This is a genomic window from Photorhabdus bodei, from assembly GCF_003287735.1.
GTDB lineage: Bacteria > Pseudomonadota > Gammaproteobacteria > Enterobacterales > Enterobacteriaceae > Photorhabdus > Photorhabdus kayaii.
The window spans coordinates 24,344-49,233 of record NZ_NSCM01000008.1 but is presented as its reverse complement, the minus strand read 5'-3'; the positions used below and the strand labels follow the sequence as shown (position 1 = coordinate 49,233).

At 42.2% G+C, this 24,890-nt stretch carries 23 protein-coding genes and 1 pseudogene; 15 read left to right on the top strand and 9 right to left on the bottom strand.

Going from position 1 to position 24,890, the window contains the following annotated elements:
• Positions 1-51: 51 nt before the first annotated feature.
• On the bottom strand, positions 52-1,419 hold the full coding sequence (ppnN, locus tag CKY02_RS08175) for a nucleotide 5'-monophosphate nucleosidase PpnN (protein WP_112894909.1): 1,368 nt from the start codon (positions 1,417-1,419) through the stop codon (positions 52-54).
• Between the two features lie 122 nt (positions 1,420-1,541).
• Positions 1,542-2,390 carry an NADPH-dependent 7-cyano-7-deazaguanine reductase QueF gene (gene queF, locus CKY02_RS08170; protein ID WP_112894908.1) on the bottom strand — a complete coding sequence of 283 codons (849 nt, stop codon included), beginning with the start codon at positions 2,388-2,390 and terminating at the stop codon, positions 1,542-1,544.
• 147 nt (positions 2,391-2,537) lie between these two features.
• Here queF and syd point away from each other — a divergent pair, with 147 nt between their 5' ends.
• From syd to CKY02_RS08145, 4 genes are all read left to right on the top strand, one after another.
• The gene (gene syd / locus CKY02_RS08165) at positions 2,538-3,092 is read left to right on the top strand and encodes a SecY-interacting protein (RefSeq protein ID WP_112894907.1); all 555 of its coding nucleotides are present in this window, start codon (positions 2,538-2,540) and stop codon (positions 3,090-3,092) included.
• 521 nt (positions 3,093-3,613) lie between these two features.
• Positions 3,614-3,946, top strand: a complete 333-nt coding sequence (locus CKY02_RS08160; protein ID WP_112894906.1) for a YqcC family protein — start codon at positions 3,614-3,616, stop codon at positions 3,944-3,946.
• 1 nt (position 3,947) lies between these two features.
• Entirely contained in the window at positions 3,948-4,694 is a 747-nt protein-coding gene (truC, locus tag CKY02_RS08155; protein WP_112894905.1) for a tRNA pseudouridine(65) synthase TruC, read from the top strand.
• An 809-nt stretch (positions 4,695-5,503) separates the two neighbouring features.
• Positions 5,504-5,773: a hypothetical protein gene (locus CKY02_RS08145; RefSeq protein ID WP_112894904.1), complete on the top strand. Its 270-nt coding sequence runs from the start codon at positions 5,504-5,506 to the stop codon at positions 5,771-5,773.
• Here the strand turns inward: CKY02_RS08145 and CKY02_RS24460 are convergent.
• The 3 genes from CKY02_RS24460 to CKY02_RS08135 all read right to left on the bottom strand — a co-directional run bounded on the left by CKY02_RS24460 (position 5,740) and on the right by CKY02_RS08135 (position 7,656).
• On the bottom strand, positions 5,740-5,955 hold the full coding sequence (locus CKY02_RS24460) for a hypothetical protein (protein ID WP_167405282.1): 216 nt from the start codon (positions 5,953-5,955) through the stop codon (positions 5,740-5,742). The genes CKY02_RS08145 and CKY02_RS24460 overlap by 34 nt on opposite strands.
• Positions 5,956-6,334: 379 nt before the next feature.
• The gene (locus tag CKY02_RS08140; protein WP_112894903.1) at positions 6,335-7,363 is read right to left on the bottom strand and encodes a hypothetical protein; all 1,029 of its coding nucleotides are present in this window, start codon (positions 7,361-7,363) and stop codon (positions 6,335-6,337) included.
• Positions 7,364-7,377: 14 nt separating this feature from the next.
• Complete coding sequence (locus tag CKY02_RS08135) at positions 7,378-7,656, bottom strand: hypothetical protein (protein ID WP_112894902.1); 279 nt, start codon at positions 7,654-7,656, stop codon at positions 7,378-7,380.
• Between the two features lie 419 nt (positions 7,657-8,075).
• On the opposite strand from CKY02_RS08135, the gene CKY02_RS08130 reads away from it, so the two are divergent.
• Entirely contained in the window at positions 8,076-8,525 is a 450-nt protein-coding gene (locus CKY02_RS08130) for a flavodoxin (RefSeq protein WP_112879138.1), read from the top strand.
• 57 nt (positions 8,526-8,582) lie between these two features.
• Here the strand turns inward: CKY02_RS08130 and CKY02_RS08125 are convergent, their stop codons facing one another.
• From CKY02_RS08125 to glnD, 3 genes are all read right to left on the bottom strand, one after another.
• Entirely contained in the window at positions 8,583-8,969 is a 387-nt protein-coding gene (locus CKY02_RS08125) for a DUF3461 family protein (RefSeq protein WP_011145044.1), read from the bottom strand.
• A gap of 214 nt (positions 8,970-9,183) precedes the next feature.
• Complete coding sequence (gene dapD / locus CKY02_RS08120; protein WP_112894975.1) at positions 9,184-10,008, bottom strand: 2,3,4,5-tetrahydropyridine-2,6-dicarboxylate N-succinyltransferase; 825 nt, start codon at positions 10,006-10,008, stop codon at positions 9,184-9,186.
• Positions 10,009-10,055: 47 nt separating this feature from the next.
• Positions 10,056-12,704: a bifunctional uridylyltransferase/uridylyl-removing protein GlnD gene (glnD, locus tag CKY02_RS08115; protein WP_112894901.1), complete on the bottom strand. Its 2,649-nt coding sequence runs from the start codon at positions 12,702-12,704 to the stop codon at positions 10,056-10,058.
• 231 nt (positions 12,705-12,935) lie between these two features.
• Here glnD and CKY02_RS08110 point away from each other — a divergent pair.
• Positions 12,936-13,195 (top strand): annotated as a pseudogene (locus tag CKY02_RS08110) (hypothetical protein); the annotation flags it as partial.
• Between the two features lie 88 nt (positions 13,196-13,283).
• Here CKY02_RS08110 and map read toward each other — a convergent pair.
• A complete protein-coding gene (gene map / locus CKY02_RS08105; protein ID WP_112894900.1) occupies positions 13,284-14,081 on the bottom strand; it encodes a type I methionyl aminopeptidase in 798 nt (265 codons plus the stop codon).
• 431 nt (positions 14,082-14,512) lie between these two features.
• On the opposite strand from map, the gene rpsB reads away from it, so the two are divergent.
• The 9 genes from rpsB to bamA all read left to right on the top strand — a co-directional run bounded on the left by rpsB (position 14,513) and on the right by bamA (position 24,792).
• On the top strand, positions 14,513-15,238 hold the full coding sequence (gene rpsB / locus CKY02_RS08100; protein ID WP_112879142.1) for a 30S ribosomal protein S2: 726 nt from the start codon (positions 14,513-14,515) through the stop codon (positions 15,236-15,238).
• Positions 15,239-15,388: 150 nt separating this feature from the next.
• Positions 15,389-16,246: a translation elongation factor Ts gene (gene tsf, locus CKY02_RS08095; RefSeq protein WP_112894899.1), complete on the top strand. Its 858-nt coding sequence runs from the start codon at positions 15,389-15,391 to the stop codon at positions 16,244-16,246.
• 153 nt (positions 16,247-16,399) lie between these two features.
• Entirely contained in the window at positions 16,400-17,128 is a 729-nt protein-coding gene (pyrH, locus tag CKY02_RS08090; RefSeq protein ID WP_112879144.1) for a UMP kinase, read from the top strand.
• A 118-nt stretch (positions 17,129-17,246) separates the two neighbouring features.
• Positions 17,247-17,804, top strand: a complete 558-nt coding sequence (frr, locus tag CKY02_RS08085; protein ID WP_112879145.1) for a ribosome recycling factor — start codon at positions 17,247-17,249, stop codon at positions 17,802-17,804.
• Positions 17,805-17,946: 142 nt separating this feature from the next.
• Complete coding sequence (gene ispC / locus CKY02_RS08080) at positions 17,947-19,143, top strand: 1-deoxy-D-xylulose-5-phosphate reductoisomerase (RefSeq protein WP_112879146.1); 1,197 nt, start codon at positions 17,947-17,949, stop codon at positions 19,141-19,143.
• 283 nt (positions 19,144-19,426) lie between these two features.
• Positions 19,427-20,122 carry a (2E,6E)-farnesyl-diphosphate-specific ditrans,polycis-undecaprenyl-diphosphate synthase gene (ispU, locus tag CKY02_RS08075; protein ID WP_238399107.1) on the top strand — a complete coding sequence of 232 codons (696 nt, stop codon included), beginning with the start codon at positions 19,427-19,429 and terminating at the stop codon, positions 20,120-20,122.
• 9 nt (positions 20,123-20,131) lie between these two features.
• The gene (gene cdsA, locus CKY02_RS08070; protein ID WP_112894898.1) at positions 20,132-20,980 is read left to right on the top strand and encodes a phosphatidate cytidylyltransferase; all 849 of its coding nucleotides are present in this window, start codon (positions 20,132-20,134) and stop codon (positions 20,978-20,980) included.
• A 28-nt stretch (positions 20,981-21,008) separates the two neighbouring features.
• Positions 21,009-22,364 carry a sigma E protease regulator RseP gene (gene rseP / locus CKY02_RS08065; RefSeq protein WP_112894897.1) on the top strand — a complete coding sequence of 452 codons (1,356 nt, stop codon included), beginning with the start codon at positions 21,009-21,011 and terminating at the stop codon, positions 22,362-22,364.
• A 34-nt stretch (positions 22,365-22,398) separates the two neighbouring features.
• Entirely contained in the window at positions 22,399-24,792 is a 2,394-nt protein-coding gene (gene bamA / locus CKY02_RS08060; protein ID WP_112894896.1) for an outer membrane protein assembly factor BamA, read from the top strand.
• The last annotated feature ends 98 nt before the right edge of the window (positions 24,793-24,890 follow it).

Here is a 24,890-nt window from a genome sequence, read left to right as displayed (position 1 = left end):
TAAATAGCATAATGCTCCATCCGTGGAGCGCAGATATTTTTTCAGGTAATTTTATTTGATGATTTCGTAGCAAGGTTCGTAGGCAGTACCTCCCGGTAGTTTCATTCGGTGCTGTTCCACAAAGTCTTTCAGTAGCTTATCCATATGGCGCATTATCCTAGCATCACCGTGGATTTTGAATGGACCCTGTTTTTCAATCGCTTGAATACCCACCTCTTTTACATTGCCTGCAACAATTCCGGAAAAAGCCCGGCGCAGTGATGCTGCCAGTTTTTCAGGTGGTTGATCAGGATAGAGATTAAGATCAGCCATGTTTTTATGGGATGGTTCAAACGGCTGTTGCAAATCATAATTGATTTTCATTGACCAATTAAAACTATATGCATCACCGGTACTGTGGCGGCTATCTCTCACTAATGGCATCGCTTCTTTCATTATTCTGGCAACTTCAGGCGCATTATCAATGATGATGTGATAGTAGCGTCGTATATCTTCGCCCAATGTATGAACAATAAATTCGTCCAGAACCTGGAAATAGTCCTCACTCTCTTTCGGTCCGGTAAGAATCAATGGCAGTATTTGCTCCTGATTTTCTGGATTCATCAGAATACCTAGCAAATAAAGCAATTCTTCTGCTGTACCGACACCACCTGGAAAAATAACGATACCATGAGCGATACGAACAAAAGCTTCCAGACGTTTTTCGATGTCTGGCATGATAATCAACTCGTTCACTAATGGATTTGGGGGTTCAGCCGCAATGATTGATGGCTCGGTAATACCAATAAAACGGCTATTTTTGTAATTCTGTTGGGCATGGCCGACAGCCGCGCCTTTCATCGGTGCTTCCATTGCTCCGGGACCACAGCCAGTACAGATATTCAGTCCACGTAACCCAAGCTGATTACCGACTTTACGGCCATACTGATACTCTTGCTTACTAATTGAGTGGCCTCCCCAACAGACGATCATGTTGAGATCTTCATCGGTATGCAGTGCTCTGGCGTGGCGCAGAATAGAGAATATTCTGTTGGTGATATGCGCGCTATTCTCTGAATCGGAATAATCCTGTTGTTCTGGATCGGTAATCTGTGTATGAACAAACAAGATATCCCGCAGCACTGCGAACAGGTTAGCTTGTAGTGAATGAATAATTTTTCCATCAACGAATGCATCTTCTGGTGGATCCACCAGTTCCAGTTTTACCCCGCGCTCACGGCGCAATACGTTAATCTCAAAATCGGTGTATTTAGAGAGCAGCTCTTTGCTATTATCGGTTTGGCTACCTGAATTGAGTACGGCCAGTGAGCAATTACGGAACAGGCGATACAGATCACTTTTTGCGGTACTCTTTAGCATATCTACTTCAAGTTGAGATAATAAATCCATCGAGCCGAGTGGGTTGATATGTGTGATCAAGAATGACTCCTTGTATACCGTGTATGGATTACATATCAATATCACTAAACTGAATGTATTACATGCCCTATTTCAGCTTATTTTTCACGAATTGCGTTTAGGAAAGCAGATTTAAAACGGATTTATTGACGTGCCAATCTGCCTGTTGCTGGAACAAAGCCTTCACTATTTGTACGCCACGGATTGATATCTAATCCCCCACGACGGGTATAACGAGCGTAGACTGAGAGCTTTTCTGGTGCACATAATTGTTGTAAATCGCTGAAGATACGCTCGACACATTGCTCGTGAAACTCATTGTGATGCCGGAATGATATCAAGTAACGTAACAATGCTTCCCGATTGATTTTTAACCCTTTGTAGTGAATCTGGACAGATCCCCAGTCAGGTTGATGAGTGATCAAGCAATTAGATTTCAGCAGATGGCTAACCAAAACTTCTTCTACCAGCGGACCTTGTGCTGCATCTTGCAGATAATGACGATTGAAATCATATTCAGTCACTTCAATGTCTTGATCGTCAATACATTCACCTGTAAAAGCGGAGATTGGCTGGTTATTGAAATGATCTAAGTGATAAAGTGCCACTTCCACTTTGCCTTCAGCACAAGCAGCCAGATCGCGCTGTAGTGTTTCTTCGACGGCTTGCCAGTTTTCAAAACGAGTTTGGTTAAAGCTGTTCAGATAGAGCTTAAAACTTTTAGATTCAATCAGGTTTTTACTTATTGCATTTAAACTAACATGTCCGACAGCAACTTGTGGCAAACCGCGGCTATTCAGCCATGACAGTTCATACAGTGTCCAGATATCAGCGCCATGAAATGGCAAATTATCAGGGAAAATTTCCAGAGGTTCACGGTTCATATTACGGGGTACAGCTTGCAATAAGCTGGCATCATATTGGTCACGATATAAAGTGGTTTTACCCAGAGTAAGTTGCTCAAGAGCTTGGTGATCCCGATATAACGACATGTTATTCCTCAAAATCTGATAATAGTGGTTGCTTAAGTTTAGCAAGTTAGCGCGTTTGCCTGAATTTTATTTGTTCGCTCATTTTACTATCTTTGGTTTACTATAAAATTGCTAAGTACACCCTAACAGTTACTGGTTGAAAATAATATGATTTCTAATGTTACAGAAGCGTTGTCTAATTTTACCCGTTGTTATGTTGATTTGTGGCAGAAGAAAACCGGAGCCCCTCCTGCAAGCCGTGAACTTTATGGTGTACCATCACCTTGTATTACCCAAACTGGTGACAACGAAGTTTATTGGCTTCCTCAGCCTTTTCCTTTAGAGGATAAGCTGAATAGCGTCGAAGTTGCACTGGATATACAATTGCAGCCAGCAATTCATGATTTTTATACATCACAATTGGCCGGTGATATGACGGTAACGTTTGAAGGTCAACGGCTTAGTTTGATTCAGGTTTGGAGTGAGGATGACTTTATCCGTTTACAGGAAAACTTGATAGGACATTTGGTGACACAGAAACGGCTGAAACTGTCGCCAACGGCGTTTATTGCGACGATGGAATCAGATGATATGGGTATCATTTCTCTGTGTAATTTGACCGGTGAAGTGATCTTGGAACAGTTTGGCAGTCATAAACGAAAACGCTTATTTACCGACTTAATTAGGTTTCTTGGCGCAATTGAACCTGTCTCTATGCGTTAGACCCCGATTTTTAACGCTGCCTTTGTGAGATATCTCTTACACTTCATGTAAGAGATATCATAGTTTACTTTTGTGAGTTTCACATTAGTTTATTATTTTCATTTTATTTCAATAGCCTATAAATAATCACAGATTTTATTCTCTGCCCTGACTTACTGGTTCCATTATGTGTGGCTTGTTTCATCGAAAGAATTAATTCATTCTGTCCTCAGCAGGAAAGGAATCATTGCGCACAATTTCTCAAGGACAGATGAGTGATGATGGTCAGGATGACACAATGCATAACAGGATGATATGCAACAAATAAAATGATGGGTAAGGGATGACCAACTAGGGACAATTTGTCAAGGAGTGAGCAGGGAGCGTGTTATTAGCGGGACTGCTATAGAATTTAACTTAAGGGGAGCGCTTGTGCGCTCCCTTCTCTTATTGGTGGAACAAGCAAATTTTCAGCTAAGGGGTATCGATGGTATTCTTGCGAGCTTGGTTGTTTTGAATAAAAATTGAGTCAGGCTGAAAATATGAGTACTGCAAAACAAATTCTGTATAAATTACAGTTAATTGAAGAAGCCATGAGGGAAATTGACCTGTGGCAGAGTCATCCGCCTAAACCGGAAGCTTTCGAAAGTGTTGAGCCGTTTTCCATTGATAGGATGTTAGCTGAAGAGTGGTTGCAGTGGGTATTAATTCCGAGAATGTATGCATTGTTGGAGCAGGGATTGGTGTTGCCTACGGCATTTGCTATCGCGCCTTACTTTGAGGAGTCTTATAAAGAAGATACTACCGGGCGTTACCAGCAACTGTTTAAACATCTTCGTGCGTTGGATCGCTTATTTATGCAGGATAACGTCTGATATGTTGGAAGTGTTATATCAGGATGATCATATTGTGGCAGTTAACAAGCCAGCGGGGTGGTTAGTTCATCGTAGCTGGTTGGCGTGTCACGAAACTGTCTTTGTTATGCAGACATTGCGTGATCAGATTGGTCAGCATGTTTTCCCTGTACACCGTCTGGATAGACCAACGTCAGGCGTATTGCTGATGGCGCTTTCCAGCGATGTTGCCCGTCAGCTCTCTCAACAGTTTGAACATCATCAGTTACAAAAAACTTATCACGCCGTCGTGCGCGGTTATGTGTTGGAATCAGCTATTATTGATTACGCTCTAGTTGAGGAACTGGATAAGATCGCGGATAAATTTGCCGAGGGTGATAAAGAGGCTCAGCCCTGCGTGACTTATTACCGACCACTGGCAACGGTGGAGTGTCCGGTAGAAATAGGTCGTTATCCTACATCACGTTTTAGTTTGTTGGAATTGACACCGAAAACAGGCCGAAAACATCAATTAAGACGCCATATGGCACATATTCGTCACCCAATTATTGGTGATACAACGCATGGCGATTTACGGCAAAACAGAGGGGTTACCGCTCATTATCAAACCAGTCGGTTGATGCTTCATGCCAGTTGTCTTGAGTTGGATCACCCTGTTACGGGGGAGAAATTATCGCTTACGGCAAAATGGGATGCATCATGGCAGCATTTAATACAACAATTTGGCTGGCAAGGTATTATCCCAGATTTGGAGTGTGATGGTAATTAGCGAAAGCCGTCGTCGACTCTCGCCACCCGCCAGTACTACGAGCAAAGCAGGTTCTCGACGACAGTAACCCAGTCTTGCTTTGCACCCGTAAATAGGTATGTTGCTGGCGTAGTAGATGGAATGTTTCACCCTGACAAAACCCGAATTGCCTATTGCAAAGCGCAAAGACGGGGAACAAAAGGATGGTATGAACACACCCGTTGCGACTTCCTTGGATATACCTTTTCAGCCGAGGCTTAGTAAAGCTACAAGAGAAACGATCTGCTTGTGAGTTTTATTCCAGTAATGAGCAAAGTAGCTCAAAAAGCCATGAGATTCAAAATCCACAAGTCGAAGATTGAGAATACGGATAGAATTGAATATCGTCCAGACAGTGGCCTGGCTTAATTTCATGATAATAAGAAAGGTACAAGGTGTTCGGATAACTCAATAAAGCACTAGTGCGTTGAGTTAGGCGTAAGTTTAAGAACCCGTTGGTGATACTGCTGAAATTCTGGCTTGTATATGATCTGACTTTGAATATGCTTCGTGCGGAAACAACAAAAAAGCTAGTATTCGCATATTACGTTAGTATTTAAATAAAAAATGGATTTAAATATTATTTTCGGAAATATTTTTGTTCGATTTGAAAAAAGATGTTTTTTCCATGAAGGTGAATGTAACTTTTTGAAAATTATGAATAAAATAAAATTTTAGAAATAATAAAAATGTAAATAAATGTAAGGATAGTTTGGTTTTAAACTAAAAAATAATACAAATTCTCTGAACCAAATTGGTCTTTATTATATTAACTATATTAGAGTAGGAAGATGACATATATTAAGGAAATTAAGCCTGAGCAAAGTGAAAGTAAAGTGATTAAAGATTTAATAGATCATATTGTTTTTGATGAGAAATTAGATAATCAATATGACTTTCTAGAAAGAGCCTCAATTTTCGCACAAGAGTTGCCTCGTAGTATTAGAGAAGAATTTTATCATTTTAAGCGGTATGAGAAATATACTGCTATTCATGTTAAAGATAACCCTGTTTTGCTTAATGGTGTTCAACCAACCCCAAGAAAATTAATAGAATTATAAGATGGATATAAAATTAATGATGCAAAAATATTATTAGGTCTATACCTGTCATCCTTCAAGTTGCCTCTTTGTTGGCTGCACTCACTCACCCCGGTCACATAGTTATCTATGCTCCCGGGGATTCGCTCCCTTGCCGCCGCGATGCATCTTGAAATCCATAAGGTATATAAATAGCTTTCCATAATACCGATACACCTATGCCTTTTGTTTTCTTTTTGAACAATATTGGTTCTGTAGCCTATCTCATTGATTCTACGGACCACTTGGATGAAAAGGCTGTATGTCTTGGTACACAAGGGCTGGTTGGAAGTGGAGCATAATTATGAAAACTTATTTATCATCCTCATCACTTGGCATAAAATAAATACTTTCTGTAAGTATATAAGTATTTGAATTTTTTAGATGATATAATTGAAGAATATGAATGTTTCTTCTATTGAGAAAAGGAAGTTTGGTTGTATTATTAGTCAGTGCGGTTGATTTGTATTCGGGTGAAATACCTATCATTATTATGCCTCTTCATCGCTCCATAAGTATTTTAATATAATAATTACGCTGGCTTTATTGCTTTTTAGAGTTAATGGCAAAGAGAAAAATAGTCGAGATAACTATTGAAGAAATTAATAATATTGTAAATCCAGCAATGATTTCTTCAACGCCAACACCTAAATAAATAGTATAAAAAAGAATGACCATAGTAATAAATACATAAATCCCTGATTGCATACCCAAAGTATAAAGAGAGTTTTTTGAATATAACCCTAGATAAGAGAAAAAAACAGGTTGCATAATGGTATTAGCTAAAAATACCATAATTGTGAATAGCAAATAGAGTATGCCAGAATTTGTTATAATGCTAAGTAAGCAGAATCCGAGAGAGAATAATTGCATGATATTACCTATCATGATTCTTTTGGTTAAAAGTGCGGATTTAATGATTTTTATGATCCTAATTGCACAGGGGAACCATATAATCAGTAATATGATATACATTCGAATTATATCAATATGTTCAAAATATTTTGTTCGCATTGCTGGCATAATCATTAAGGATAGGAAAAAGCAAACATTGATGATAACTAAACTGGAAAAGGCAAAGAAAACAACCAATTTATTGGTTATTTTCACAGGATATTTAATATTGTGTTTTTGTTTTTTTAAGTTATTACTTTTTAAATTGTTATTTTTTAAATTATGGCTTTTAAAGTCAGTGAAATAAATAATTGAAGCAATAGAGTAAATAAAAGCAGAAAAAAAGTCTGCTGATGTACGGGAATTTAAACCTAAAAGAGAGAAAATAACAGGAATTAAAAATGGTAGACTTAATAACGCCAGGCTTAAAATAGAAAAATTACTATTCGTTTTCTTTTCATTTCCTGTAGTTATAAGAATATTTCTTCCCATTATGACAATAAATCCACTTATTACTCCCCATAATATTCTATGCAGAGCATCCAGCCAAACTGGAATAAGTGTTGTTTCTCTTGCAAAGAGAATGCAGTTTATCGTTGCTATTAATAAGAATAAGCCAAAAATATGTTTTTCAAACAAAGCAATATTCAATTTTCGAATAAAAAAGGATATGGTCATATACCTTATGGATTTCAAGATGCATCGCGGCGGCAAGGGAGCGAATCCCCGGGAGCATAGATAACTATGTGACCGGGGTGAGTGAGTGCAGCCAACAAAGAGGCAACTTGAAGGATGACAGGTATACATCCCAGAGATAACCCCAATAAATAGGAAAAAACAGGAATATAAGCGTTTAAAATCATGCCTCCGTTTTTAAGCTCGGTATCTACCCAAATCATGAGACCCGATGAGCCGGTAATATTTGCGGCACTTAATAGTATACTCAGCACAACAGCTCTATTGTTAAACATGGTGAGGGTTTTCCTTTATTTAGTGCTTATTTGTGCCATTCTATTAATCTCATTATGCTATTGTTGATCTTGAAGAAAAGGATATAGTCATTTTTCATATTAATATCAATATTATCAACTAAAGTTGTTTAAAAAAGTGATTTTAACACTGAATTATTATTGATTAAATAACTTGATTTAAGACGGTGTCACTTCTGTTACTTTATCTTGGTTGTTATAGAAAACGATGCTGTTGATGATTACTTGTTACCGTTTTAGGATACTGTTTACATGACAGAGTCAACTTGATAGTGGCAATATTTGATTTGACGCGACGACTTAGCTGGTAAGGTAATTATCCCTGATTTGGGAAGGGTTGAGTTTTCTGCTGTTGCCAGCGAGGATAACTAATAATTCCTTTAAAAAGAGATAAATAAGTTATGGCAAAGATAGGTATTTTTGTTGGTACTGTTTATGGTAACGCGCTCGCTGTTGCAGAAGAAGCACAGCAGATCTTTGAACAACAAGGTCACGATGTAGAAGTCTTTGAAGAGGGGGAGCTGGAACAGTGGCAATCCTATCTCGATCAAATGGTTTTAGTTATCACTTCAACGACTGGACAAGGGGATTTGCCCGATAATATTCAACCTCTTTATTATGCCTTGCGAGATGAACTGGGTTATCAGCCAGAATTACGCTATGGTGTGATCGCCTTGGGTGATAGCAGTTACGAGAATTTTTGTGGTGGTGGCCGCACTTTTGATGAATTACTACAAGAGCAAGGATCAATAAGAATCGGTGAAGTTTTGATGGTGGATGCAGTGGAAGAAGCTGAACCGGAAGTTTTTGCTCAGCCTTGGATCAGGCAATGGGGAGAATTAATTGAATAATTACAATACACCGCTTATACCGAATAGGATATAGGCGGTGTAATTAATAGAACCGTTTTATTTACGGGTTAGTTTTTCCAGATCGGCTTCAATCTCGGCAATCTTGTTGGCAACAACGTGTTCAAGATGACGCAGGTCGTCAAGGATTTTGTGTTTCAAATCGATTTCTACTTGGTCACGTTTGCAAATCTGATCCAACTCTTCAATCACATAACGCAGGTTGGTATTGATTTCGTTGATCTCTTTGTATCCTTGCTCTGCATTGTTTGCAGTCACAGTCTTGCGCTGACGCGGATATTTGAATTTCACGCTTTTAGCAAAGAATTCACCTTTATCCTTACGAAAATAGATTTTCAGAATATCGTTGTTAGCTTCTTGACGCAGACTATAGCGGTCAATTTCTTCGGGATATGTGATCCCCAGACTCTTTAAGTTATCGTACATGGCACCACCTTAAGGGTATTTTTCCCAGTAGGTTATTCTATGCGTCATTTTGAATCCGGATCGTCTCCGAATACCTTACGGACTCTGTGTACGTTTCGGAGCGTGCATGTTGTCCGTATTCAAACTGCCTATATTAATAACACTAACTGGGGTTGGTAATGATGATAAAAAGCAAAAAAATAGCGGACTTATTTATTATCCGCTATTTTAAAGTTTAATCTATCGATCTGAGGAGTTCATTAATGCCCACTTTTCCTCGTGTTTTGGCATCCACTTTTTTGACAATGACAGCACAATACAGGCTGTAACCACCATCTTTTGATGGGAGGTTGCCAGAGACAACAACAGAACCCGCAGGGACACGACCATAATGGATTTCTCCTGTTTCACGATCATAGATTTTGGTGCTTTGACCAATATAGACCCCCATTGAAATCACTGAACCCTCTTCGACAATCACACCTTCTACAATTTCAGAACGGGCGCCAATAAAGCAGTTGTCTTCAATGATGGTTGGGTTCGCTTGTAATGGTTCCAATACACCACCGATACCGACACCGCCGGATAAATGGACATTTTTACCAATTTGGGCACAGGAGCCGACTGTTGTCCAGGTATCTACCATTGTTCCCTCATCGACATAAGCGCCGATGTTGACATAGGAAGGCATCAGTACGCAGTTACGGGCAATAAAGGCCCCTTGACGTGCTGCCGCGGGAGGCACTACACGAAAGCCCCCTTTTTCAAATCTTGCCTGATCATAGTCAGAGAATTTCATCGGAACTTTATCGAAATAACGGCTTTCTGTGCCATCGATGATCTGATTTTCATTAATACGGAAAGAGAGCAGTACAGCCATTTTTAGCCATTGATGAGTGACCCACTGACCGTCAATTTTCTCTGCAACGCGTAGCTTTCCACTATCCAGCAGGTTGATGACTTGAGTAACTGCATCACGTGTTTCATGGTTGACGGTTGCTGGAGTAAGCGTTGCACGGTTTTCAAAAGCATTTTCGATAATGGATTGTAATTGCTGCATTGCATCGGGTTCCTTGGTTATCGCCCGAATCATGGGCTTATATTGAGTTATATTTTATCCTTTGGATTTAGGGTTGCTGTCAACCTTTCTGACAATTCTTCTCTGACTTTTTTATTTAATGCCTTGTGGTCTTTATCTGCCAGCACAAAAAAATCTTCGACACGTTCACCGATGGTGGTGATGTGTGCACCATGCAGTGAAACCTCCATTTCGGCGAAAATATTACCGACCCTTGCCAGCAATCCCGGTTGATCCAGGGCAAATAGTTCCATATAGGTTCGTCGTTCGTTATGGGTAGGTAAGAAGGTTACTTTTGTTGGTACGTTGAAGTGACGCAGTTTGGTTGGCAATTTTCGTGTTTTCGGTGTTTTGGTGTGGGGAGCCAGAACAACTTGTAAAAGTGAGTTACGTATTATTTCATGGCGATCCGATGCTAAAGGATGACCATTGGGTTCCAGTACCACGAAAGTGTCCATTGTCATACCATCACGATTGGTAAAGATTTGAGCATTATGAACACTCAGGTTACGTCTATCCAGTTCGCCGACAACCGCCGCAAACAGGGAAGGACGATCTACGCTCCAGATAAAAATTTCTGTACCGCCACGGGTTGACTTGGTACTTATCAGTATCAGTGACTCTTGAGAATCATGTTGCACTAAATGACGGGCGTGCCAGGCAAGTTGTTTTGGCGTATGGCGAAGAAAATAATCTGCATGACAACGACTCCAAAGCTGATGAAGTTTCTGTTCGTTAATATTATCCTGGCGCAACAGAGCAAGTGCCTGGAAACGGTTATGACGGATGCGTTCCCGAAAATCTGGCGTATTTCCCTGGCGCAATTGATTCTCTGTAGAGAAATAGAGTTCCCGTAACAAACTCTGCTTCCAACTATTCCATAGGTTGACATTGGTGGCGCAGATATCAGCGACTGTCAGGCATATCAGGTAGCGTAACCGGGTTTCATTGAGGATTTGATGGGTAAATTGCTTGATGATTTCTGGGTCCTGAATATCTCGCCTTTGAGCTGTGACTGACATTAACAGATGATGACGAACCAGCCAGGCTACCAAATCAGCTTCTCGTGAGTTAAGCCCATGTTGCAGTGAAAACGCTAGCGCATCGTCAGCGCCAAGTTCAGAATGGTCGCCGGTACGCCCTTTGGCGATATCATGAAATAGTGCAGCAAGATGTAGAAGCTCTGGTTGAGGCAGACGAGGGTATAGCTCAACACAGAGTGGATGGGCTGGACGATTATTCTCATCGGCAAAACTTTCCAGTTTTCTCAGTACGCGGATGGTATGTTCATCGACGGTATAGGCGTGAAACAGATCAAATTGCATCTGACCGACGATATTGGCCCAAAGCGGTGTGTAAGCGCCAAGGACACTGTGACGATGCATGGGCACAAATGCGCTTTCAACCGCCCTTGGGTGACGTAGGATATCCATAAAGATTTGGCGAGCTTCCGGTAATTCACACAATGGCTGAGACAGGTTGCGGCGTGCATAACGGAGGTGGCGTAACGTAGTAGAATAAATACCTTGAACTTCTTCATGTTCCGCCATGCGATAAAACATTCGCATAATAGCGGCGGGTTCTTTGATAAACAGGGTTTCATCGATGAGATCAATAAGTTGCCCCCGTAGTTGGAATTCACTATCCAACGAGCGGGACTTTTCATGGGTTTCCAATGCCAGAATGGCTTCATCAAACAGTTGCAGTAGCATATTGTTGAGTTCGCTAACGCGGCGTGTCATCCGGTAGAAATCTTTCATCATTCGTTCTACCGGTTGATTACGCTCTCCGTGATAGCCTAGTAATTGAGCAATACTGAACTGGCGATCAAATAACAGACGATTATCATAACGATTGACTATCAGATGAAGAGCAAAGCGGATACGCCAGAGGAAACTTTGGCATTCATTTAATTCATTACGTTCTTCTGCTGTCAGGAAACCAAAGTCGACCATTTCATCTATGGAGGTTGCACCAAAATGGCGGCGGGCAACCCACAGTAGGGTATGAATGTCTCGCAATCCTCCGGGGCTGCTTTTGATATCAGGTTCCAGGTTATAACTGGTGCTGTGATAGCGCTGATGGCGTTCGTGTTGTTCGACAATTTTGGCATCAAAAAATTCAGTGGAAGGCCAAAAACCATCACTGAAGGTATGTCGCTGTAATCGAAGAAAAATGGATGGATCGCCACAAATTAACCGTGATTCGATTAAATTTGTCGCAATAGTCAGATCTGATAACCCTTCCAGCAAACACTCTTCAAGTGTGCGGACACTGTGGCCGACTTCCAGTCGGATATCCCATAGTAAAGTGATAAATTGTCCGACATTCTGAGCTTGAGGTGGTGTGAGTGGTTGTTCACTGAGTATCAGCACGTCGATATCAGATAGCGGATGCAGTTCTCGCCGGCCATATCCGCCGACGGCAATCAATGAAAGTGATGAAATTTTATCAAATCCATAGGCATACCATAATTGTTGTAACAACTGGTCTATGTAATCACTGCGTGCGGAAATCAAGGCTTCCGCGGAAATACCCGCTTTAAATGCATGTTCCAGCCAAAGCTGAAATTCTTCGAGGTGCTGTTTCAACACGGGGTAGCGAAGATCTTCACTGGAAAAATCAGCGGGAGAAAGTGGCGGGATAGGGGCTTGAATTGTGGCGATATCTGCTGACATAAGTATAAACCTATGAGAAAGGCGAATCATAACGGCCAGATTACTGAGAAAGTAGGGTGTTAAACAAGGGGATATTGCGGAGAAGAGATTTAGCAAAAACCGCCGTAAACCCTTGCCCAGTACAGGGATATAAGGCGAAAAGCCCAAAGGGCTTTAGGGCTGGCTACTGCGACGTATCCTGGCTAAATTGATATTTGCCTGTAAAACAGGCTAAAATGAATGCACTCTATCCCACGCCACCTTATCAACACCAGCCGCAACCTGCGGCGTAAACAGAAAGCGTTATCCCGTAAGATAAGAACAGGGGGGAATGCCAATCGTCGCAAAGCTCGTATACAGCTTGCATGGTTTGTCATGTCGAACATGACCGCGATATCAATGCGGCGATCAACATCCAGCGCAAGGGCATAACAGAATTACAGGCGGCGGGACTCGTCGTTTCTGCCCACGGAGGCCAGCGTAAATCCGTTGCATCGACGGTGGCGGCCTGAGAAGTGGGAAGCCTCGCCGTTTTTTATGGCGGGGAGCAGTCACAAGCCTTGTATGATTTCAACAAGGCTTCATAGTTTGCTGCTTTAATTATTCATTTACCAAGACTGCGGAAAGCGTTGGCTCTTCTTCTTTACGCAATGTCATGATTTCGCAGCCGTTATCAGTAACAACGATGGTATGTTCATACTGCGCAGACAGGCTGCGGTCCTTGGTTTTGACTGTCCAGCCATCTTTCATGGTACGGATGTGGTAGTCACCGGTGTTAACCATTGGCTCAATAGTGAAAGCCATACCTTTTTGCAGAACAACACCACTATCATCTGCATCATAGTGCAATACTTGTGGTTCCTCGTGGAAGCCTGCGCCGATGCCGTGACCGCAATATTCACGGACCACAGAAAAATCGTTGGCTTCAACAAATTGTTGGATGGCTCTACCAAGGGTGCGCAGACGAATACCGGGTTTCACCATTTTCAAGGCTAGATAGAGGCTTTCCTGAGTGATGCGGCACAGGCGCTCACCCTGAATGGTTGGTTTACCAACTATGAACATTTTTGATGTATCACCGTGGAAGCCCTCTTTGATGACAGTCACATCGATATTAACAATATCGCCATCTTTCAAGGTCTTATCATCACTTGGGATACCATGACACACTACGTCATTAACAGAGATACAAACAGATTTTGGGAAACCGTGATAGCCAAGGCAGGCAGAGACAGCCTGTTGTTTATTGGTAATGTGATCGTGACAGATACGATCCAATTCACCTGTTGTTACACCAGGTTTGACGTAAGGTTCAATAATTTCCAACACTTCTGCCGCCAGCCGACCGGCGACGCGCATTTTTTCAATATCTTCAGAGGTTTTAATTGAGATTGCCATGAAACTTGTCCATTCAAAGCCAGCGAATCTGCTGGTTGTCTGTTTTTCAACAAGGAAAAAATTATTGAACTAATGGTATCAGCCTACAGAATATCTGCCAATAACAGTTGGCAGCCCTATTTCCCTCGTTACCTTTATTTACTCATCAAGAATACCGTTCGTAACCGGGCTTTTCTTTCCACATTGAGCTATCAGAGAATGGCAACAAAAGTTGGTGTCTTAGGCCGGTTTATGATATAAAGCGCGCCGGCGTTCTGTGTATTTGCCACTGAGGCAAAACAGGGTGGCGTTAAACATACTCACTGTGTAAATAACACACACGGGTCGGCACATACACCGGGGTGCTCTCATGCAGAACATGCAGCTAAAGAGTCGGTGTTATGGGGCTCGTGGAGGCATAACCCCAACTTAATATTTTACAGAGGTTTACAATGGCAACTGTTTCCATGCGCGATATGCTGCAAGCGGGTGTTCACTTCGGTCACCAGACTCGTTACTGGAACCCAAAAATGAAACCATTCATCTTTGGTGCTCGTAACAAAGTGCATATCATCAATTTGGAAAAAACTGTTCCAATGTTCAACGATGCGTTAGCTGAACTGAACAAAATTGCTTCACGCAAAGGCAAAATTCTGTTTGTTGGTACTAAGCGTGCTGCGAGCGAAGCGGTTAAAGAAGCAGCTCAGAACTGTGATCAATACTTCGTTAATCACCGTTGGTTAGGCGGTATGCTGACTAACTGGAAAACCGTTCGTCAATCCATCAAACGTTTGAAAGATTTAGAAGCACAGTCTCAGGACGGTACTTTTGACAAACTGACCAAGAAAGAAGCGTTAATTCGTTCTCGTGAACTTGGTAAGTTAGAAAATAGTCTGGGCGGTATCAAAGATATGGGCGGCTTACCTGATGCTCTGTTTGTTATCGATGCTGAACATGAACACATTGCTATCAAAGAAGCAAACAACCTGGGTATCCCAGTATTCGCTGTTGTTGATACTAACTCTGATCCAGATGGTGTTGATTTCATCATCCCTGGTAATGATGACGCAATCCGTGCAGTAAAACTGTATCTAGGTGCTGTTGCTACTGCTGTTCGTGAAGGTCGTTCTCAAGATCTGGCTGTTCAGGCAGAAGAAAGCTTTGTAGAAGCTGAATAATAAGGCAAGCTCATTATTGAGCCCTTATTAACCAGGTATTGAAATATATTGGTTAGGGGGGCCTGTTATGGCCCCCTTTTACGTATCTGATATAAGAACTATCCATGCGGAATACTCTCTTCCTGCGGGATACATCGAGGAATAAAACAAATGTCTGGAATTACCGCTGCTTTGGTAAAAGAACTGCGTGAGCGTACTGGCGCAGGTATGATGGAATGTAAAAAAGCGCTGGTTGAAGCTAATGGCGATATCGAATTAGCGATTGACAACATGCGTAAATCAGGTCAAGCGAAAGCGGCTAAGAAAGCTGGCCGTGTTGCTGCTGAAGGTATAATCCTGGCGGAAGTGGCTGCTGATAGCAAATTCGGCGCTCTGGTTGAGCTGAACTGTGAAACTGATTTTGTTGCCAAAGATGCAGGTTTCATCGCTTTCGGTAAAGAAGTTATGGCAACAGTATTGGCTGATAAAATCTCTGATATTGAAACTCTGAAAGCTAAGTTTGAAGAACAACGTACTGCACTGGTTGCTAAAATCGGTGAAAACATTAACATTCGTCGCGTTTCTGTATTAGAAGGTGAACAACTGGGTACTTACCTGCATGGTGCACGTATCGGTGTTCTGGTTGCGGCTGAAGGCGCTGGCGCTAATGAAGAGCTGATTAAGCATGTGGCTATGCACATCGCTGCGAGCAAGCCAGAATATGTTAACCCAAGTGATGTACCAGCTGATGTTGTTGATCGTGAGCACCAAATCCAACTGGATATCGCAATGCAGTCTGGTAAGCCACGCGAAATCGCAGAGAAAATGGTTTCTGGCCGTATGAATAAATTCACCGGTGAGATTTCTCTGACAGGTCAGAATTTCGTGATGGATCCAAGCAAAACAGTTGGCGATCTGTTGAAAGAAAACACTGCTACAGTGACTAGCTTCATCCGTTATGAAGTGGGTGAAGGTATTGAGAAAGTTGAGACTGATTTCGCAGCAGAAGTTGCTGCAATGAGTAAATAGTCTTAATTTTTACAAACAGGGCCGCCAAATGGCGGTTCTGTTTTATCTAATCTAAATCGCCTATCCCAGTAGGTGTTGAGTTTTTGCATCTGGTCAGAATGGCTCGGATGTATGTAAATCCCCAATATACTTTTCTGCTTAGGACAGAACATCATGGCAACCAATGCAAAACCCGTATATCAGCGTATCCTGCTTAAACTCAGTGGAGAAGCCCTGCAAGGTGCAGAAGGTTTTGGTATAGATGCCAGCGTGTTAGATCGCATGGCTCAGGAGGTCAAAGAACTGGTTGAGTTAGGCGTACAAGTCGGTGTCGTCATTGGCGGTGGTAATCTGTTTCGTGGTGCTGGCTTGGCAGAAGCAGGGATGAACCGTGTAGTCGGCGACCACATGGGCATGTTGGCAACAGTGATGAATGGTCTGGCAATGCGGGACGCATTACATCGCGCCTATGTGAACGCCCGTCTAATGTCTGCAATTCCTTTAAATGGCGTTTGCGATAACTATAGTTGGGCAGAAGCGATTAGTTTATTACGTCATGGTCGTGTTGTTATTTTCTCTGCGGGTACCGGCAATCCGTTCTTTACTACAGATTCGGCAGCGTGTTTGCGTGGTATTGAGATTGAAGCAGATGTTGTGCTAAAAGCAACTAAAGTAGATGGTGTTTACTCGGCTGATCCGGCTAAAGATTCGGAAGCGGTATTGTTCGATAAGCTCTCTTACCAGCAGGTATTAGAGCGTGAATTGAAAGTTATGGATTTGGCGGCATTCACGCTGGCTCGTGATCACAGCTTACCTATTCGCGTATTTAACATGAATAAGCCGGGAGCGTTGCGTCGTGTGGTAATGGGGGAAAATGAAGGCACCCTGATTTCTCACGAGTAATGTTCAAAGACACCAGAGATGTTTAGCGGTATGATGAGTCGCCTGATACGCCAAATTTAACAAACATGGTCATAATAGCTTATGGCTTTAAAACAACCAGTTCCCAAGGGTTTGTAACGTGATTAATGAAATCAAAAAAGACGCACAAGACCGTATGGAAAAGAGCGTCGAAGCACTTAAAAACCAAATCAGCAAGGTTCGTACTGGCCGGGCTTCTCCTAGTCTGCTGGATGGTATCACTGTTGAGTATTATGGTACACCAACGCCTTTGCGTCAGCTTGCTAACGTCGTCGCTGAGGATGCACGTACCCTAGCTATCACGGTATTTGATCGTACTATGACGCCGGCGATTGAAAAGGCAATCATGGCTTCTGATTTAGGGCTGAATCCATCTTCTGCGGGAACAACAATCCGTGTTCCTTTGCCACCATTGACAGAAGAGCGCCGTAAGGATCTGATTAAGGTGGTTCGTGGCGAAGCTGAGCAGGGGCGTGTCTCTGTGCGTAATATTCGTCGTGACGCTAACGACAAAATCAAAGCACTGCTGAAAGACAAAGAGATCAGTGAAGATGATGAGCGTCGTGCGCAGGATGATATTCAAAAGCTGACGGATAATTTCATCAAAAAAGTTGATGAAGCTTTAACGAAGAAAGAAGAAGAACTGATGGAGTTCTAATCTCTTTTATGAGATACATCAAGCGCTGCTATCGTGCGGCGCTATTTTTTATTCGGCATTTCTCTGAAGTCATGAGCGTTCATAGCCAGGCAAATCAGACAAGTATTAATACACATCAAATAAAACAATTCAGAGCATCAGTATGAAAAGGTTGACCATCCTTGGTTCCACAGGTTCCGTAGGCAAAAGTACACTTACTGTAGTTCGCAATAATCCTGATAAATTCAAAGTAACAGCGCTTGCCGCTGGAAAAAATATCCAGGTTATGGCTGAGCAATGTCTGGAGTTTCGGCCTCAATATGCTGCAATGGCGGATGAAGTTTCCGCAAAAGAGTTGCGTCAGCTGCTTATTGAACAAGGTTGTAAAACCGAGGTATTTTTCGGGGAACAGGCTGCGTGTGATTTGGCTGCTTTGAATGATGTTGATCAGGTTATGTCTGGGATTGTTGGTGTGGCTGGTTTATTGCCAACGCTGGCTGCCATCCGGGCGGGTAAACAGATTTTACTTGCTAATAAAGAGTCGCTGATCACCAGCGGCCGGTTTTTTATGGATGCCGTAGCGAAACATAATGCTCAATTATTACCCATTGATAGTGAGCATAATGCTATTTTTCAGAGCTTACCAGAGGTAATACAACGAAACCTTGGGCGCGGAGATCTAAAACAATATGGAATTGCTAATATCATTCTGACAGGATCTGGCGGGCCTTTTCGTCATACCCCTTTGGAGCAATTAGCTTTTGTAACACCGGACCAGGCTTGTGCTCATCCGAATTGGTCGATGGGGCGTAAGATTTCGGTAGATTCTGCGACAATGATGAATAAGGGCCTGGAATATATTGAGGCGTGTTGTCTGTTCAATGCATCTGCTGCGGAAATGGAAGTGGTAGTCCATCCTCAGTCAGTCATTCACTCTATGGTCCGTTATCAGGATGGTAGCGTTATTGCTCAATTAGGAACACCGGATATGTGTACACCAATTGCCTATGCAATGGCATACCCAAATCGTATTGCTTCTGGTGTTGAACCTCTTGATTTTTATTCTTTAGGTACACTGACGTTCTCGAAACCAGATTATGAACGGTATCCATGTTTGAAGCTGGCTATTGAAGCTTGCCACGCAGGTCAGGCTGCAACGACGGCGTTGAATGCAGCGAATGAAGAAATCGTTAAGATTTTTTTACAAAATGGAATCTCTTTCACAGATATTGCAATTATAAACCGGCAGGTTGTAGAAAAACTAAATTTGCCGGAACCTCAGAGCATTGAGGAAGTCTTACAGATTGATAATCTCGCAAGAGATTTAGCTATAAAGACTATTCGTTCATTTATCAGATAGTCTTTGATTGGCAAATGGGTATTTGTCCGCATTTTTACCTGATGGTATAGTTTGCGTATAACTGTTGGTTGATATAATTAACGGTTCAGATTTTGGAAGTTCTCTTCCAGATAATTAGGCTTTTACCCAAGCCGTGGATATCAGACACGGCTTTTTTATGTTTGGATGCCTGAACTTGTAAGAGAATTACCCTGACCAGCAAAGGATTAATTGAGTGATATTATCCAGCGATCATCATCAGAACGATTTATTGTCATTATTACCTAAACATGTTGCTATTATTATGGATGGTAACGGCCGTTGGGCAAAGAAACGAGGGAAATTAAGAGCCTTTGGTCATCGTGCAGGGATTAAAGCGGTACGTAGTGCGGTGAGTTTCTCGGCTAAACATAAAATTGAGTCACTGACGTTGTATGCTTTCAGTAGTGAAAACTGGAATCGGCCGGAACAAGAAGTCAGCTCTTTAATGGAATTATTTATTTTTGCACTAGATAGCGAAATCAAAAGTTTACATAAGCATAATATTAGATTATCTGTTATTGGTGATATCAGCCGGTTCAGTGAGCGTTTACAGGATCGAATCCATCGCTCAGTTAAGTTGACCGCTAATAATACGGGTCTGCAACTTAATATTGCTGCAAATTATGGTGGTCGTTGGGATGTTGTTCAAAGTGTTCAGAAAATTGCTCAGCAGATTAAGGATAATTCCCTTGGGCCACAGGATATTACTGAAGAATTAGTTAATAATTATATGAATCTAAGCCAGCAGCCTCAGGTTGATTTAGTCATCAGAACCGGCGGTGAACATCGTATCAGTAATTTTTTGTTATGGCAGATAGCTTATGCAGAATTCTATTTTACCGATATACTCTGGCCTGATTTTGATGAAAACGTTTTTGAAGGTGCAATTAATGCCTTTGCCAAAAGAGAACGCCGGTTTGGCGGAACAATACCAGACGATGCCGATGTGGGATCATAGGAGGAACTCTTGCTGAAGTACCGCCTTATAACGGCTGTGATATTAATCCCTCTTGTGATTGCCGCTCTATTTTTGCTGCCACCAGTAGCGTTTGGGCTGGTGATTATTGCTGTTTCAGCCCTTGCTGCATGGGAATGGGGGCAATTCGCTGGCTTATTTAACCAAAAGAAACGGGCTATTTTGGCGCTTCTGTTTGCTATTGGTTTATTGGCCTTACAATATACTCTGCCAGATTTCACTGATTTGATTGGACAACCACAAATCGCTTTTATCCTATGGGGGGGAATGATTTGGTGGATTGTCGCGACACTTCTGGTTGTTACCTATCCTTCTTCCGCTGTAATTTGGAAGAGCTCCATTTTATTGCGCCTTTTGTTTGGTGTCCTGACATTAGTGCCGTTTTACTGTGGAATGATGGTGTTACGGACTCAGGGATATGATGATAATTCATATTATGGTGCATGGTGGTTATTGTATGTCATGTTGCTAGTGTGGGGAGCGGATTCCGGTGCTTATCTCTTCGGACGTACTTTAGGTAAACGTAAAATGGCACCGAAAGTTTCTCCAGGAAAAACGCTGGAAGGATTAATGGGGGGGTTAATGACAGCGGCCATTATTTCATGGTTGTTTGGGAAATATGCTCCAGTACCTGCAATGCCTGAAAAACTCATGTTGTGTTCTGCTATTGTTGTTATCGCTTCTGTATTTGGTGATTTGACTGAGAGTATGTTCAAACGTGAATCGGGTATTAAGGATAGCAGCCAGCTAATTCCGGGACATGGCGGTGTTATGGATCGTATTGATAGCCTGACGGCTGCGATCCCTGTTTTTACTGGCCTAATGTTGCTGGTATTTTGATCTCTATGTTTGACGGTGTTTGAAGAATATGATGGGAATTCTCTGGAATCTGGCGGCTTTTATTATTGCGCTAGGGATATTGATCACTGTGCATGAGTTTGGCCATTTTTGGGTGGCCAGAAAGTGTGGTATTCACGTTGAACGTTTCTCCATTGGTTTTGGTAAAGCTCTATGGCGGCGTACAGATCGTCAAGGAACTGAATATGTTATAGCCCTTATTCCACTGGGGGGATATGTGAAAATGCTTGATGAGCGTGTTTCACCTGTTTCTCCTGAACACCGTCATATGGCATTCAATAATAAAACACTTGGTCAGCGTGCTGCGGTAGTCAGTGCCGGGCCAATTGCTAACTTTTTATTGGCGGCTGTGGTTTATTGGTTAGTGTTTATTATTGGTGTGCCGGCAATACGTCCTGTTGTTGCGGATATCAAACCAGATTCTATCGCTGCGCAAGCAAATATTTCATCGGGAATGGAACTAAAATCCGTAGATGGTATCGAAACGCCTGATTGGAATTCAGTTCGTTTTGCTCTGGTAGGTAAGATAGGTGACGATAACATGACTGTTCAGGTTATCTCTCCAGGCTCATCATATCCGGTGGAGAAAACTCTGGATTTGCAGCAATGGAGCTTTGATCCGGATAAGCAGGATCCTGTATTGTCACTAGGGATTATGCCTGTCGGTCCTCGTTTGGATTCTCTGGTGGAAAAAGTTATCCTTGGCTCCGCAGCAGAAAAAGCGGGTTTGCAAAAGGGGGATAGGATAGTTAAAGTCGGTGACCAGGAAATAGATACTTGGCATACTTTTACATCCTTTGTCAGCAATAATCCGAATGTCCCGCTGGAACTTTCCGTGGATCGGGCTGGTCATATTATTTCTCTCTCTATGACGCCAGAAGCAAGACAACAGTCTGGTGGCAGGAAAGCTGGTTTTGCCGGTGTGGAACTGCGAGTTGTGCCATTAGCCGATGAATATAGAATCGTTCAGCAATACGGGCCTTTCTCTGCCATGTATCAGGCAGGAGATAAGACTTGGCAACTGATGCGATTAACTGTCAGTATGATTGGTAAGCTGATCGTTGGTGATGTGAAAATTAACAACCTGAGTGGGCCTATCTCTATCGCTAAAGGGGCGGGGGTGTCGGCTGATTCCGGCTTGGTGTATTATTTGATGTTTTTGGCGCTAATAAGTGTCAATCTTGGGATTATTAATCTGATCCCATTACCTGTGTTAGATGGTGGACACTTGCTCTTCTTGTTTATCGAAAAGATAAAAGGTGGGCCAGTTTCCGAGCGTGTACAAGACTTCAGCTATCGCATCGGTGCCATAGTACTGGTGTTATTGATGGGGCTTGCACTTTTCAATGATTTCTCCCGTTTTTAAAGCGGAAGACTAGTTAGGAAGACGCATTACAACGATGGCGATGAAAAAGTTACTCATAGCGTCGCTGCTGTTTGGCAGCGCCACTGCATACGGTGCAGACGGATTCGTAGTTCAGGATATTCACTTTGAAGGTCTTCAACGCGTCGCCGTAGGTGCAGCATTACTGAATATGCCAGTTCGCGTAGGTGATACGGTCAGCGATGAAGATATCGGTCGTACCATTCATGCACTATTTGCTACTGGTAACTTTGAAGACGTTCGTGTCCTGCGTGATGGCAATACACTTATTGTTCAGGTAAAAGAACGGCCGACTATTGCCAGCATCACTTTCTCTGGCAATAAATCGGTGAAAGATGACATGTTGAAACAAAACCTTGAGGCATCTCATGTTCGGATCGGAGAAGCCCTTGACCGTACGATGTTGTCCAATATCGAAAGAGGGTTGGAGGATTTCTATTATAGTGTGGGTAAATACAACGCCAGTGTAAAAGCGGTTGTTACGCCACTTCCACGTAACCGTGTCGATTTGAAACTGGTTTTCGCTGAAGGTGTTTCGGCAAAAATCCAGCAAATTAACATTGTTGGTAATAAATCATTTTCTTCTGATGAGTTATTGAATCGTTTCCAACTTAGAGATGATGTACCGTGGTGGAATCTGACTGCCGATCAGAAATATCAGAAACAAAAACTGACTGGTGACCTTGAAGCATTGCGCAGTTTTTACCTTGATCGCGGTTATGCCCGTTTTAACATTGATTCGACTCAGGTCAGTTTGACGCCAGATAAAAAAGGTATTTATGTCACGATAAATATAACTGAAGGTGATCAATACAAAATATCAGGTATTGACCTGAACGGTAATATGGCGGGTTATCAGTCTGAAATTACTAAACTGGCTGCCATTGAGCCTGGATCTCTGTATAACGGGACTCAGGTGACTAAAATGGAAAATGATATCAAGAACTTGCTTGGTCGCTATGGTTATGCTTACCCACGAGTAATGACGCAACCTGAAATCAATGATCAAGACAAGACAGTAAAACTGCATGTCAATATTGATGCAGGTAACCGTTTCTATGTTCGTAAAATTCGTTTCTCTGGTAATGACACCACTAAAGATTCCGTTCTACGTCGTGAAATGCGTCAGATGGAAAGAGCATGGTTAGGAAGTGATCTGATTGAACTGGGTAAAGAGCGTCTTAATCGTTTGGGTTATTTCGAAACGGTAGATGTTGAAACTCAGCGTGTACCAGGCAGCCCTGATCAGGTAGATGTCGTTTATAAAGTGAAAGAACGTAATACCGGCTCTTTGAACTTTGGTGTTGGTTTTGGTACAGAAAGCGGCGTTAGTTTCCAGATTGGTGCTCAGCAAGATAACTGGTTAGGTACAGGTAATGCTGTGGGGATTAATGCCAGTAAGAACGATTATTCAACCTATGCAGAGCTCTCCTTCACTGATCCATACTTCACAGTTAATGGAGTGAGTCTTGGTGGCCGGGTATTCTACAACGATTTCAGGGCTGATGATGCTGAATTATCCGGCTATACTAACCAAAGCTACGGTATAGATGGTTTCCTCGGTTTTCCGATTAATGAAAATAACTCTCTGCGTTTTGGATTAAATTATATTCATAACTCGCTGTCTGATATGCTTCCGCAGGCTGCAATGTGGCGTTATCTGAATTCTATGGGAGAGAAACCAGATTTTGAAAGTAAAGCTGAATTCAAGGCGGATGACTTTGCTCTAAGTATGGGGTGGACATATAACAACCTTGATCGTGGTTTCTTCCCAACATCCGGGGTGAAATCGACACTGAATGGTAAAGTGACTATTCCTGGTTCGGATAATAAATTCTATAAAGTGACTCTTGACACCTCTGCGTATTATCCGATTAATGATGATCATACTTGGGTGATTTTGGGGCGCAGCCGTTTAGGCTATGGTGATGGATTAGGTGGTAAAGAGTTACCATTCTATGAAAACTTTTATGCAGGTGGCTCCAGTACGGTTCGTGGTTTCCGCTCAAACAATATCGGTCCTAAGGCTATTTACCTGAATAAGGACGGGCTGCCTAAGAAAGATAGTCCATCTCGCGATGCGGTGGGGGGGAACGCAATGGCGGTAGCCAGCCTTGAGTTGATTACGCCAACGCCATTCCTCGATAGTAAGTATTCGAATTCTGTCCGAACTTCATTCTTTATTGATTCAGGTACGGTTTGGGATACTTATTGGAATGATTCTGCTGCGATGAAGAGCAGAGGTATACCTGATTACAGTAAACCAGGTAATATCCGTGTTTCGGCGGGTATTGCATTGCAATGGATGTCTCCTTTAGGTCCGCTGGTGTTCTCTTATGCTAAGCCGATCAAAGACTACGAAGGTGATAGATCGGAGCAATTCCAATTTAATATTGGCAAAACCTGGTGATAATGCGTTTTTATCTTATTATTGATAGAGCAAGCTCTGAAATCGTAGGTTTCAGAGCATTAACTAAGTTTTCCAATAGGTTACAGATAGCGTGGTTT

Bases quoted from the DNA above. Each gene is read 5' to 3' on its own strand.
- tsf (WP_112894899.1), top strand. From the start codon at position 15,389: ATGTCTGGAATTACCGCTGCTTTGGTAAAAGAACTGCGTGAGCGTACT.
- queF (WP_112894908.1), bottom strand. From the start codon at position 2,390: ATGTCGTTATATCGGGATCACCAAGCTCTTGAGCAACTTACTCTGGGT.
- rpsB (WP_112879142.1), top strand. From the start codon at position 14,513: ATGGCAACTGTTTCCATGCGCGATATGCTGCAAGCGGGTGTTCACTTC.
- glnD (WP_112894901.1), bottom strand. From the start codon at position 12,704: ATGTCAGCAGATATCGCCACAATTCAAGCCCCTATCCCGCCACTTTCT.
- CKY02_RS08130 (WP_112879138.1), top strand. From the start codon at position 8,076: ATGGCAAAGATAGGTATTTTTGTTGGTACTGTTTATGGTAACGCGCTC.
- CKY02_RS08125 (WP_011145044.1), bottom strand. From the start codon at position 8,969: ATGTACGATAACTTAAAGAGTCTGGGGATCACATATCCCGAAGAAATT.
- bamA (WP_112894896.1), top strand. From the start codon at position 22,399: ATGGCGATGAAAAAGTTACTCATAGCGTCGCTGCTGTTTGGCAGCGCC.
- map (WP_112894900.1), bottom strand. From the start codon at position 14,081: ATGGCAATCTCAATTAAAACCTCTGAAGATATTGAAAAAATGCGCGTC.
- CKY02_RS24460 (WP_167405282.1), bottom strand. From the start codon at position 5,955: ATGGAAAGCTATTTATATACCTTATGGATTTCAAGATGCATCGCGGCG.
- truC (WP_112894905.1), top strand. From the start codon at position 3,948: ATGTTGGAAGTGTTATATCAGGATGATCATATTGTGGCAGTTAACAAG.
- rseP (WP_112894897.1), top strand. From the start codon at position 21,009: ATGATGGGAATTCTCTGGAATCTGGCGGCTTTTATTATTGCGCTAGGG.
- CKY02_RS08135 (WP_112894902.1), bottom strand. From the start codon at position 7,656: ATGTTTAACAATAGAGCTGTTGTGCTGAGTATACTATTAAGTGCCGCA.
- CKY02_RS08145 (WP_112894904.1), top strand. From the start codon at position 5,504: ATGACATATATTAAGGAAATTAAGCCTGAGCAAAGTGAAAGTAAAGTG.
- syd (WP_112894907.1), top strand. From the start codon at position 2,538: ATGATTTCTAATGTTACAGAAGCGTTGTCTAATTTTACCCGTTGTTAT.
- dapD (WP_112894975.1), bottom strand. From the start codon at position 10,008: ATGCAGCAATTACAATCCATTATCGAAAATGCTTTTGAAAACCGTGCA.
- ispC (WP_112879146.1), top strand. From the start codon at position 17,947: ATGAAAAGGTTGACCATCCTTGGTTCCACAGGTTCCGTAGGCAAAAGT.
- CKY02_RS08160 (WP_112894906.1), top strand. From the start codon at position 3,614: ATGAGTACTGCAAAACAAATTCTGTATAAATTACAGTTAATTGAAGAA.
- CKY02_RS08140 (WP_112894903.1), bottom strand. From the start codon at position 7,363: ATGACCATATCCTTTTTTATTCGAAAATTGAATATTGCTTTGTTTGAA.
- pyrH (WP_112879144.1), top strand. From the start codon at position 16,400: ATGGCAACCAATGCAAAACCCGTATATCAGCGTATCCTGCTTAAACTC.
- ispU (WP_238399107.1), top strand. From the start codon at position 19,427: ATGGATGGTAACGGCCGTTGGGCAAAGAAACGAGGGAAATTAAGAGCC.